The 12,869-nt window shown below is 40.6% G+C and carries 9 protein-coding genes; 3 read left to right on the top strand and 6 right to left on the bottom strand.

What is annotated here, in order from left to right; genetic code table 11:
• Positions 1-81 precede the first annotated feature (81 nt).
• Both PL_RS22925 and PL_RS22920 read right to left on the bottom strand, forming a co-directional pair.
• Positions 82-2,457, bottom strand: coding sequence for an ABC transporter permease (locus PL_RS22925; protein WP_041883147.1), 2,376 nt, complete (start codon positions 2,455-2,457; stop codon positions 82-84).
• A 121-nt stretch (positions 2,458-2,578) separates the two neighbouring features.
• On the bottom strand, positions 2,579-4,192 hold the full coding sequence (locus PL_RS22920; protein ID WP_041883149.1) for a Na+/H+ antiporter: 1,614 nt from the start codon (positions 4,190-4,192) through the stop codon (positions 2,579-2,581).
• A 197-nt stretch (positions 4,193-4,389) separates the two neighbouring features.
• On the opposite strand from PL_RS22920, the gene PL_RS22915 reads away from it, so the two are divergent.
• From PL_RS22915 to PL_RS22905, 3 genes are read left to right on the top strand one after another with little or no spacing between them, the layout of a single operon-like run.
• Positions 4,390-5,205 (top strand): sterol desaturase family protein, encoded by an 816-nt coding sequence (locus PL_RS22915; protein WP_082035963.1) that lies wholly within the window; start codon positions 4,390-4,392, stop codon positions 5,203-5,205.
• A gap of 2 nt (positions 5,206-5,207) precedes the next feature.
• The gene (locus PL_RS22910; RefSeq protein WP_041883150.1) at positions 5,208-5,624 is read left to right on the top strand and encodes an EamA family transporter; all 417 of its coding nucleotides are present in this window, start codon (positions 5,208-5,210) and stop codon (positions 5,622-5,624) included.
• 57 nt (positions 5,625-5,681) lie between these two features.
• Positions 5,682-6,692, top strand: a complete 1,011-nt coding sequence (locus tag PL_RS22905; protein ID WP_041883151.1) for a YncE family protein — start codon at positions 5,682-5,684, stop codon at positions 6,690-6,692.
• A gap of 63 nt (positions 6,693-6,755) precedes the next feature.
• Here the strand turns inward: PL_RS22905 and PL_RS22900 are convergent, their stop codons facing one another.
• The 4 genes from PL_RS22900 to PL_RS22885 are packed head-to-tail and all read right to left on the bottom strand — an operon-like array spanning position 6,756 to position 12,768.
• Positions 6,756-9,776, bottom strand: coding sequence for an efflux RND transporter permease subunit (locus PL_RS22900; RefSeq protein WP_348620439.1), 3,021 nt, complete (start codon positions 9,774-9,776; stop codon positions 6,756-6,758).
• A gap of 1 nt (position 9,777) precedes the next feature.
• On the bottom strand, positions 9,778-10,704 hold the full coding sequence (locus PL_RS22895) for an efflux RND transporter periplasmic adaptor subunit (RefSeq protein WP_041883152.1): 927 nt from the start codon (positions 10,702-10,704) through the stop codon (positions 9,778-9,780).
• Positions 10,705-10,748: 44 nt separating this feature from the next.
• Positions 10,749-11,999, bottom strand: coding sequence for a TolC family protein (locus PL_RS22890; protein WP_052496384.1), 1,251 nt, complete (start codon positions 11,997-11,999; stop codon positions 10,749-10,751).
• Positions 11,986-12,768 carry a phosphatase PAP2 family protein gene (locus tag PL_RS22885; protein ID WP_041883153.1) on the bottom strand — a complete coding sequence of 261 codons (783 nt, stop codon included), beginning with the start codon at positions 12,766-12,768 and terminating at the stop codon, positions 11,986-11,988. The genes PL_RS22890 and PL_RS22885 overlap by 14 nt, the downstream gene beginning before the upstream one ends.
• Between the last annotated feature and the right edge of the window lie 101 nt (positions 12,769-12,869).

Below are 12,869 nucleotides of genomic sequence, written 5' to 3'. Positions count from 1 at the left end.
GTTTAACCCAGGTATATTTAAAAGGAAACGGCTGTCAGATGAAGTTCTGACAGCCGTTTCCTTTTAAATATAAATCTGTAACTACTCGTCCCTTAAACAAGCTACCGGATTCTTCATCCCGGCCTTTATAGCCTGCACACTAACTGTAAGCCAGGAAACAAGCAGCGCCAGAAATCCAGCTCCAGCAAAATACCACAGCTGCAAATCTATGCGGTAAGCAAAAGTATCTAACCAATGTCTGGTCACCACGTAACTCAATGGCAGAGCAATCAGAATAGCCAATAGCACCGGTTTGATAAAGTCTCTGGATAAGCTGTAAATTATCCCCCATTCACTTGCGCCCAATACTTTCCTGACACCAATTTCTTTGAGTTTCCGCTGTGCGGTAAAAGAAGCAAGTCCGAATAAACCCAGACAGGATATTACAACAGCCAGCAATGCAAAGTATCTTGACAATAACGAAACCCGGTTCTCTGCTACATACTGCTCCTGGAAATCCTGATCCAGGAACTTGTATTCCAGGTGAGCTCCCGAATTGAAATCCTTATACAGCTGCCCAACCGCAGCAATCACTTCTTTTTCCTGCCCGGCTTTAATCTTAATCATGATCCGGTTTGTATTCTTAGCATTGTACGTGAAAAACATTGGTTTTACCACTTCATGCAGAGATTCGAAATGTACATCCTTCATTACGCCTACAATCTGGAGTTCTTTGCCCCATAAAGTAAAGATCTTTCCTACAGGATTTTTTAGTCCCATAATCTTTATTCCTGCCTCATTCATGATGACTTTTGTACTATCTGCTCCAAACTTGCCGGAAAATGAACGGCCCTGTGTCATTTCCATCCCCATAGTTTCGATCAGGCCACTGTTAATACCGGCAAACTGAAAATAAATCACCTGTTTTGGGTCCCTTCCCTCCCAGTTGAAATCACCGATTGTACCTTTCACATCCCCAATAAACCGCTTATCCATACTCGAAGCATTAATCACACCTGGAATATTCCTTACTTCTGTAATAAAACTTCCTGCGTTATTTTTCAGTTTTCCTTCTGCCTCAATATATAAAACATTGTCTTTTTGATAACCAACCTGAGCATGCTGTACAAATTCAATCTGCTTATAGACAACCAGTACCGATACAATCAGGATAACTGAAAGTGTGAATTGAAAGATCACCAGTCCCTGACGGGTCCATAATGCGCCTGCAGTGTGACTTAATTTTCCTTTTAATGCAGCTGCAGGATTAAATCCTGACAAATATAAAGCCGGATAACTGCCAGAAATTATACCCGTAAAAATTGTGATTCCTGTTAAAGCTAAAACCAGTTTCAGCTCAAAATGTAAAGACAAATTTTTCCCGGTAATTTCGTTAAACTGAGGAAGCAGTAACTCTACAAAAAGCAGCGAGATAAATAAAGACAGAAAGGTCAGGAAAAGAGATTCCCCCATATACTGCATAATCAGTGACCGGCGGCTCGCTCCCATAACTTTCTTAATCCCCACTTCTTTCATCCTTACCGAAGCCCTGGCAGTGGCCAGATTCATGAAATTAACGCAGGCAATAATCAAAATGAATACAGCAATCAGTGAAAATAGTTTTACATATTCAATTCTGCCTCCTACCTGTTGACCATTCTCATATTTATCATATAAATAACTGTCAGAATAAGATCTGATAAATAAATCCCTCCGGTCTACTCCCTTTGATTTCATGAAATGCTTAATCTTAGCACTGAAAGTCTCAGGAACGGCATCTTTTTTTAAGACTATAAAAGTATTGGGACCATGATTGGTCCAGGCCCGCAAACCAGACTCAGGTACCATTAGTAAATCCATAGAAACTACGAAATCAAACCGGGTTGAAGAACTGGCAGGTATATCTTTGAATACACCTGAAATCAGCGCATGATTTTCATTCTTCATATCTGAATTTTCCCATTTAATTTCTTTTCCAAGCACATCTGTACTGTGAAATAATTTCATCGCCATGCGTTCTGAAATGGCAATGGAATTTTTACTATTAAGTACCTGGCTGATATTACCCGAAATCAGCGGATAGGAGAATATCTTAAAGAAATTTTTTCCGGCAAAAAGTCCCCCTCCTTTAATACCTGTATTATTTTTCACAGAAAGTTTGCTGAAAGCAATCCAATAAGCAGGTGAGACCATAACTGCATCTTCTACTTCAGGCATTTCCTTTAAAAGAGTCTCCCCCAGTAGTCCTGCAGTATTATCTGTGGTTTTAACTCCGGCATCCGTTGTTTCATTCTCCATCACCTGATACAGCTGATTTCCTTTAGCCTGAAACTTATCCATACTGAGCTCATCGTTTACCCATAAATAAATGAGCAGTGCACAGGTCAGACCAGCAGTAAGCCCAACAAGATTGATAAAAAAAGAACTCTTGTATTTTTTAAAATTTCTGTAAATCAGTAATAAGTGATGCTGAAACATAAGCGCTTTAATTTTCTGATTCGTTATAGCGATCCTGATGCCATCCCTTAAAAACCGTACTAAGCCATAAATAAGCGCATTTCTAATTATTTACTGTTCAGAAATGAACATCAGGTGTTCGTTAATGGCCTGTTTTGGTAATTTTAGCTTCATCCAGATCAAGCTGGCTTTCCTGTTTTCTTATTTCCTCATCACTGTAAAAATTCTCCTTACGTAAAACATGCAGTTCACGGCGCTGTATATTATAAATATGCAGCAGGATATGATGATAACGTTCCACCTCTTCTCTTTTCAAATCATCACATTCCAGAGATTCCAGGCGCTGTTCCATGATAGCAACATCATTGCTCAGCTGATCTCTCAGACAGCTTACCAGGGCATTATCTCTCAAATCATGCTGATATTTTTCGTCCAGCTCCCTGATGGCAATATTCATTAGCCTCAGGTTGATACCTGCTTCCTGTTCTTCGTCAGGAAGGAAATCACCTGTATCTTTAATATTAATCCATCTGATTAGCAATGGCAAGGTAAGTCCCTGAAAGACCAGCGTAACCAGGATTACAACAAAAGTGATAAACAGAATTAAACTTCTATGAGGAAAAGCCTGTCCATTGGTCATTAAAACCGGAATAGAAAGTGCTGATGCCAGCGAAACCACTCCTCTCATTCCTGCCCAGCCTACAATTAAAGGTGCTTTCCAGGTTGGATTATTACGATCCATCCTTTTTGTACTTCCTACCCATTTGGGCACATAAGCCAGAGACTGCACATATATAATTCTGATCACGATAGATACCAGACTGATAACCAGACCATATTTAATAGCCTCTCCAATAGAATAACCTCCCATGTCGGCCATAATAACCGGTAGTTCCAGGCCGATTAATATAAAAACCAGGCCGTTTAAAATGAAAATAACGGTAGCCCAGACATTAATGGCCTGCAAACGCGAGTTTCCGGAGGTGAACAGTTCATGAGAACGGTAAGAGAGAAACAAACCTCCGCTGACCACTGCCATTACCCCCGAAAAATGGAACTGCTCTGCAGCAATATACATGATATAAGGAGTCATTAAAGTCAGTGCAGCATCTATACTGGGTGTGGTAGGTAAAAACCTATGAACAACATACATTACGTGCGCAATGGCAAGACCAACCACTATGCCCATTCCCGCTACCAGAAAGAACTGGCCTGTTGCCTGTCCCATAGAAAAGAAACCGGACATCACAGCAGCTAAAGCAAATCTGAAGACAATTAAACTGGATGCATCATTGATCAGACTTTCACCTTCCAGCGTTGCGGTAAGACGTTTAGGAATCTTGATATTTTTCAGCACTGAATTGGCCGCCACAGCGTCGGGAGGAGAAATAATCCCACCCAGTAAAAAGCCCATTGCCAGTGTAAAACCCGGGATCATTGCACTGGAAACAAAAGCAATGATAATCGAAGTCAGAAATACCAGTCCAAAAGCCAGCATCCCGATGGCTCTTCTCCATTTCCAGAAATCATTCCATGAAGTATACCAGGCTGCTTCATATAATAAAGGAGGCAAGAACAAAAGAAAAATCAGATCAGGTTCTATTTCAATATGAGGAATACCCGGGATAAAACTGATGCCCAGACCAGCCAGCACCAGAAATATAGGATAAGAAATATTCAGCTTATGACCAACCATGGTCAGGGTAAAAACAGCAAAAAGAAGGGTAAGTACAATCAGGAGTTGCTCGTGAAACATAAATAGAAATTGATATAGCAGATGATAAATAGGTGCCACAATTTACTCATAAATCAGGAAAATCACAAAACCAGCCACAGGCGATTTTAATCCAGATTTAATGTGGTAATTTCGAAACTAGTTCTAACTTTAGTTTTGCTACAGTATTAACTCTTATCATTGTTTATATTAATAAATAAATTTTTAACACCCACAAGATGAACACCATAACATCCATGCTAAAAGATCATGGAACATTGATACAAATCATTTTATACCTCATCGTAATTGTTTCCATATGGCTTGCCGAGTTCAGTGTTACACTCCATTCGCTCAAGAAAAAATGGCAGCATACCTGGGTTAATCTGATGTTCATTATGACCGCACTGCCCATACAACTTATCATGACCCTCCTGGTTATCTTCGTTTCGGGCTGGGTTAGTATTCATCACTGGGGAATTTTATATCTGTTGCCTCATCACCAGAGTATATGGGTAAAATACGTTGCAGGCTTTTTTCTGATGGACTTTTTTGAGTACATCTATCATGTGATCATGCATAAAGTAGGCCCTTTCTGGAATTTCCATCTGGTGCATCATACCGATGTGGAAATGGACGTTTCCACAACCGTAAGAGAACATCCGGGTGAGACTTTTATCCGCGTATGTTTCCAGATTGTCTGGGTATGTTTATCCGGAGCCTCTATTGGATTACTTTTACTGAGACAAACCGGACAGACATTTGCCAATTTAATAGCACATACTTATTTTCAGCTTCCAAAAAAAACCGAAAAAATCTGCGGATTGCTCTTTATTACCCCTAATCTTCATCATGTACATCATCATTTTGAATTACCTTATACAGACTGCAATTATGGTGATGTATTTAGTATATGGGACAGAATATTTGGCACTTATAAAGAAATGGAAGCCTCAGAGATCAAATTCGGACTGGATGTATATGATGGACACTCACCGTCCAGCTTTTTCCAGCTGATCAGATTTCCATTTTTCAGAAAAAATAAACCAGGATAAACATGTGGTGGATTTATGCTTTATTATCAGCTTTCTTTGCAGCACTGACAGCCATACTGGCTAAAATTGGAATTAAAGGAATAGATTCCAATCTGGCTACCGCGATCAGAACGGTGGTTATTTTATTATTAGCCTGGGCAATTGTATTCTTCAGGAATGATCATCAGGGAATTTCCAGTCTGACCAGGCAGAACTGGACCTTTCTGCTCTTATCCGGACTGGCTACCGGTCTATCCTGGATTTTCTACTTTAAAGCTTTGCAAATGGGTAAAGTTTCGCAGGTTGCTCCTGTAGACAAAACAAGTGTAGCCATAGCGATTTTATTATCAGTTGTCTTTCTTGGTGAACCACTGACTTTAAAAACCGCGATTGCCGTATTGCTGATTATCGGAGGAACTATCATTCTTATTTTTCAATAAAAAAATCTTCTTCAGAATTACTACAGACTCTATACTTAGCTTGTAGAAAAATTCATCATGAAAAAGACGGCAGCCTTAGCCATACTTCTATTTAATCTTAGTGCAGGAACAACCTTATTTGCACAGACAAAGACAGGAATTCATCTGTTGAACAGCCATAAAGTAAGTGGTGATGACGGATGGGATTATTTGCTGGCAGATCATGCACAAAACAAGCTGTACATTTCGCATGGTACCCAAGTCAACATGATCAATGCAACCACAGGAGATTCTGTTGGCATACTTAAAAACACGCCCGGAGTACATGGTATCGCCCTGATCCCTGAATTAAAAAAAGGATATACCAGCAATGGTAAATCCGGAGAGTGCACTGTCTTTAACAGCCATACCAATGCAGTACTGGGAAAGATAAAAGTCGGGGATAATCCTGATGCTATCTTTTATGATGATTTTTCAAAAAAACTATTTGTCTTTAATGGCCGTAGTCAGAATGCCAGTATAATAGATCCGGTAAAAGACCAGGTGATTGCTACCATACCACTGGGGGGTAAACCAGAAACAGGTGTATCAGACGGAAAGGGAAATGTCTATGTCAATTTAGAAGATAAAAATGAAGTGGTCTGCATAGATGCACAGACCTTTAAAGTGATCAGACGTTACAAATTAGCCGGTGGCGAAGAACCATCAGGCCTGGCTATTGACAGGTTAACTTCCCGCCTGTTTGTCGGCTGTTCCAATAAAGTACTGCTGGTTCTGGATGCACCAACCGGTAAAAAAATTGCTTCATTACCTATCGGCGAAGGCAGCGATGGAGTTGCTTTTGATCCGCAGCTCAAATTCATTTACAGTGCCAACGGAGAAGGCACACTGACTGTCATCAAAGAAATAAGTGCAGATAAATATGCTGTACTTGAAAATGTAAAAACCAGAAAAGGAGCCCGTACCCTGGCATTAGATTACACCAGTCATCATATATTCCTGCCAACAGCAGAACTGATACCAGCTGCAGCAGGTCAGAAACCAGGACGTGTTCCGGGAACATTCAATGTATTAACATTCGGCAAATAACACACCAATTTAAATAAACACACCAATAGTAAAGCGGTCAGATAAATTTTATCTGCCGCTTTTTTATTTTGCGTGGTAAAATCTCCGGACCATACTTGGTAAAATAATCAGCAGTAAAGGCAGAGCAATGATAAAACCACCAATTACGGCTATCGCTAAAGGCTGATGCATCTGCGCACCGGCACCAATTCCCAAAGCCAGAGGCAGCAAGGCTATAATAGCTCCCAGAGCAGTCATCAGTTTAGGTCTTAATCTGGTAGATATAGAATAAACAATTGCCTCATCCACAGTTTTATCCAGTAAAGACTCTTTAAACTGCAGAAAGGTAAAAATGGCATTCTCTCCAATAATCCCTACAATCATAATCAGACCGGTATAACTACCCACATTTAATGGAGTATGGGTTAAATATAAAGCCAGGTAACTTCCCGAAATACCCAGCAGAGAGATAGTCAGGATAATAAATGCAATTTTAAAATCTTTAAAAAGAAACAGAATCACTGAGAATACCAGTAAACTTGAAGCAATCAGGATAGTTAAAAGCTCTTTAAAAGATTGCTGCTGCTCTGCATAAGCACCGCCGTATTCAATATGATAACCTGCAGGTAAATTGATTTTCGCACTAATTTCTTTCTGAATATCAGCCATTACACTTCCCAGATCTCTGGACTCCAGCCTTGCAGTGACTACGCCAATTGACTGCAGATTTTCCCGCTTGATTTCTGCATCCCCCGCTTTAATATTCACCTGAGCAAGATGTTCAATAGGTACTACCCCGCCTCCTGGTAAAAACAGCTGAAGTTTACTGATATCAGTCACACCAAACTGCCTGCTTCCCGGATAAATCATCCGGATTGGCGTAAGCTGCTGCTGATCATATATATTACCAATTACATTTCCCTGTAAGGCATTTTGGACCTGAAACTGAAAATCTCCAGGTGTGATTCCATATTGTGAAAGCAGCGCAAAATCAGGCTGTATATTTATAGATGGGCCGGCAATTACAATCCCGTTAAATACATCCGCAGTTCCGGTCACTTTCCCCGTCAGTTCAGCTACCTGTTTGGAGAGTTCTTTCAGTTTATCCTGCTCATTTCCAAATATCTTAACCTCAATAGGTTGAGTAGAACTCATTAAATCACCCAACATATCTCCTATCACCTGTCCAAAATCAATGACCAAAGCTGGCTGAGAGGCCTGTATTTTAGACCGGATATCACTGATCACCTCATCAGTGCTCCTCTTTCTATCTGCCTTTAGCTGGATCAGATAATCTCCGGTATTAGGTTCAGTTATAAAAAAACCCATTTGTGTACCTGTCCTGCGCGAATAAGTCTGCACTTCCGGTATTTTAACAATTAGTTTCTCTACCTCGCGCAGCATTCTGTCTGTCTCCTGCAAAGAAGTACCCGGAGGAGAGGTATAATCAACTACGACACTCCCCTCATCCATTTCCGGTAAAAATCCAGTTTCCAGCCGGGGCAGAATGAAAAAGATAATAACTGCTAAAACAGCCATAGCAAGATAACTGATCCAGGGCTTTTTAATAAAATAATAAACCCAGTTCTGCTGATGCACCTGGTGTACCGCAGCTTTCACCGAATTCGACGAAGAGTCTTTGGTTAGCAGTAAATACACTACCGGTAAACCAATCCAGGTTACAAAAAACGAACAGACCAGGGTAATAATCATCGTATTGGTCATCACCTGGAAATAAGATCCTGCAACGCCGGTCATCAGCACAAAGGGAACAAAAATTACAATTGTACTGACCGAAGATCCCAGCATAGCCGGAAACAGATAATCTATAGCTTTTTTAAGCAGGTTAACGGTAGGCTCTTCCGGATGCTCCTCATGGGTACGGTGAATCTGCTCAACCACTACAATTGCATCATCAATAATCAGCCCTATAGCTGCCGCAATAGCACCCAGAGTCATAATATTCAGCGAATACCCTATCCCATACAGTACAATCACTGTTAAGCACAGGGTAATGGGAATCGTGATCAGTATCGTTGCACTTGCTTTCACAGAACGCAAAAAGATAATTGCCACAATAATTGCCAGAGCAAGCCCGATCAGTAAACTATCACTCACACTTCTCACTGATGCTTCTACAAAATCTGCCTGCTGATAATAAGGTTTAATCGTCACCCCTGCAGGCAGTATTTTTCTAAGCTCAATGATTTTCTCCTGCATCTGAGTAGATAAATCAACCAGATTGGCATTAGGCTGTTTAATTACTGCTACCAGGATTGCATCTTTACCATTTGCGTTGATCCGTGTATAAGCTACCCCTTCCTGTATCTTAACCTCTCCTATATCTTTTACACGGACAATCCTGTTGTTTTTTTTACTGATAATCAGATTTTCAAGATCTGTTTTTGTTTTAAGCGTTGCATCGGTAATGGATAAATACAGATAGTTATAATCTGATAAATATCCGTTCGACTTTATAAAATTTGTCTGCGTTAAAACAGTATTCAGCAGATCAGGACTGACAGACAAAGCACTCATCTTTTGCCGGTCCAGCTGAATCCAGTACTCCTTATCCTTTCCACCGATCACCCTGATTTCAGAGACTCCGTCCACCTGTGATAAAAATGGTTTGATGGTATAAGTAGCCAGTTTTTTTAAAGCTATAGGAGACTGTGTATGACTTTCCAGCGTATAACCACTCACCGGAAGAATAGAAGGATTCATTTTTTCTACCGAAAGATTTACTCCGGGCGGCAGGCTATTTCTGATCTTCTCTATCTGAGATTCAATTCTTTGCTGACTTAAATCAATATCTGCATTCCAGTTCATATAAGCAGAGATCTCGCAACTTCCTCTGCTGGTTGTACTTCTGATCAGGTGCAAATCCGGCACTTGTTTAACTGCATTTTCCAGCGGCCTGGTTACCGTAATCATCATCTGATTTACCGGCTGCAATTCAGCGTCAGCAATAATCTTTATTTTAGGAAAAGTAATCTCCGGAAACAATGAAGTCTTTAAGTGCTGATAGGAGAACAATCCTCCTGCCAGGATAAGGATCAGCACGACAACGAGCGGATTCTTATGCGAAATAAAAAAGTTCTTCATATCATTTAGTGATTTTAACTTTCGCCGTGTCTGCCAGTCCGTAGTTTCCTATAGTAATCAGCCGGTCCTTTGCTGAAAAAACCGGTGATACAATCTGAATTGATTTCCCGTCTTCCATACCTTTTTTCACCACCGTTTTCACTGCTGTAGAGTCATTAATCATTTTCATAACCCAGAATTCATCTTCAGTTTCATTAGTCAGCACAGCCGATTTAGGCAATACCTGTACATTCGAAACAGCAGATTTAACCACTTTTACCTTTGCAATCAGGTTTTCAGGGATCGGATGCGTAGCATTTACTTTAATGATCATGCGCTGTGTCTGTGCTAAAGAATCTACTGCAGGCAGAGCCGATGTTACTTCACCTTTCAGTTTTTCTCCATCAGGCAATGTAAGTTCCAGTGTTTTATGCTGAAGGAGAACCCCACGCATTTCATAAGGTAAATCCAGCAGAAATACCAGGCTCGACTGATTGATGAGCGTAGCCAGAGCTTCGCCATCCTGTACATAATCTCCTTTCTGATGATTAACCTGTATGACATAACCACTTTTTTCTGCACGGATAGTAGAAATTCCTGAGAACTTAAATCCGGGATCAAGCTGATTAATCGAATTACCTATTGCCCGTGCTTCTTTAGTCATGATCTTAAATAGGACCTGGTTACTGCTGACCACTGTCCCCGGCTGTATAGCCGAACTTTGCAGATAACCATTGGTATTCGCTTTTACAAAGCTCTTTTCCAGATAGGTTGAAGTAGCATTCAGGATAACATCCTCACTCAGCCCGGCATTAGCGATAGTCACTACCTGTACCGGTGTTTCCGGGCTCACAGTTTCTTCTTCTGCCGGCTGTGTACTATGCTGACAGGAAACCAGGAAGCTCCCGGTTAAAGCGATGAGTAAAACGTTAATCAGTATCTTTTTCATTAGGTATATTTTTAAAACTCCTGTATTGCCGAATTCTGATTTCTTTACCGGTTCCAGTAATTCAGCTGATTTACCAATTTTAAACGGGTTATATTAGTTTGTCTCAACAGATTCTGTACAGCCAGATAATTGTTAATCGCAATCACAAAATCAGCTATCCTGATATCCCCCGTCTGTAATAATCTGCTGTCTGCCTGGATCAGGCTTTTGGTAAATTTGATCTGTTCTGAAACCTGCTTATATAATCCTGCCTGATCTGTGATCTGCTGCCTGAGCAAATTAAGCTGTTGCGTATGCTGATTCCTGAAAAACTCTTTATAAGCATTGACCGTTTTTTGTGCAATGGAGAGTTTATTGTATTGCATTTTCCGCTGATGCCCATCAAAAATGGGCACTGAGACAGTAAAACCTGCACTCGTACCAAAGTTCCGGTAAGGCTGAAAGGCGAAAGAAGAATTGTAACCACCATTAGCGTATACACTCGCTTTAGGTTTATAATTGAAATCAACCGCTTTTTTCTGATTGATCAGTTTTAAACTGTCAATTCCAAACTTCTGATCAAAAAAACCACTCTCCGAACTTAAAAATGCAGGTTCGATCGCTGGTTCTGCTAACTGGTGTCTGGTGGTATCAGCAATACCCGTTAAATAATTTAAAGCAGCATAATCATTTTTCAGTTGAAGCTCTGCCTGTTTCCATTGCAATTGCTGCTGCTGAAAAGTAACCAGAAAAGCCAGGTAGTCTACCTGTTTGTAAACATTGGCCCTGGTGAGTTTTTTAAGTACAGTTTCTTCTTTGCGCAGCAATTCATAAACCTCATAATTAAACACAGCCTGCTGCTGACTGGCAAAGGCTGTGATATACTGATCGGTAACTGTTTTTTGCAAATCAAGTACAGACAGGCCCGTGGCAAAACGGATAGAATCAGACTGCAGGTGTATACTCTCCAGCTGATTATTGATATTCTTTTTACTGGCAAGACTATAATTTACATTCAAAACTGCTTCCAGAGCCTTTCCATTGGTTAGCACTTCGTCAAAGCCATATCCATTAATTACCGGAGCATACAGTCCGTTGGCAACTCCGGTAACCTGGGGAAGATAACCTGCCTTTACGCGCATACTATCTATTTTATTTGACTGCAACTGATTTTGATAATCCTTTAACAACGGACTGCGTTTAACAGCCTCGTCATAAAAATAACCAAGATTTCTCTCCGGTTGCTGTGCTCTTACCGGACACAGTCCAAAACCGGTGATTACCAGAATCAGGATATATTTTCTAAAATGTTCCACTGAATGAAAGCCCCGCTGCTTTTTGCTGATATAGAGGTACAAGAGAATACTTTACTGTCTGTTTACCCATTACCAGTTTTTTCAGATGCGGGTAAATCAGATAAGCCAGTTTAGTTGAAGCGATACCAAATCCTGCACCCGCAACCACATCACTGAGCCAGTGTTTGTTATTATACATTCTTAAAACACCTGTTGCTGTGGCTACAGTATAGCCGGCATAGCCAATCCAGGGTGAAACATCCCGGTATTCCTGGTTTAAAAACTCGGCTGCTGCAAATGCATTGGCTGTATGTCCGGACGGAAATGAGTAATTATCTGAACCATTAGGGCGACTGCGGCCAACTATATGTTTAACACTAAAAGTAGAACCAGACATAATAGCCTCGGCCAGTACATAAATTGCTGTACCATCTGCAATTCCGTGTTTACTTTTCACTCCTGCCAGATTAAGTGCATAAAATGCAACCCCGGGTGCAAACTGCAGATAATTATCTGCTTTCAGCGCAAATGTCGGATGGTCTTCCTGTAACTCAGCCTGCGTACTGAAATCCAGTCTTCTGATGGCATTATTCCCTAAAGAAACCAGACCATAACTAATTAAAACCGCAGGAACTATAAATGATTTAAGCTGTGGAGGATTCAACCCACGGGTTTTCATCATGGATACTTTGGTACCCTGCTGAACTGAATCTCTTTTTAAAGTATCTGCCTGCTGGGCGAATACTATTCCGGGTAAACATACCGCTAATATCAAACTGAAAAATCTCATGCAATCCTTTCTTTATGCTTATAGATGTAAAGCAAAGAAAGGATTGAATACTGGAGGAAATTTGTAGCTACTGGTATTTTCTCATTTATTCAACAAAGATT

The sequence above is a fragment of the Pedobacter lusitanus genome (assembly GCF_040026395.1).
Taxonomy (GTDB): domain Bacteria; phylum Bacteroidota; class Bacteroidia; order Sphingobacteriales; family Sphingobacteriaceae; genus Pedobacter; species Pedobacter lusitanus.
The sequence above is the reverse complement of the archived record's forward strand: the minus strand, read 5'-3'. Positions and strand labels throughout refer to the sequence as shown.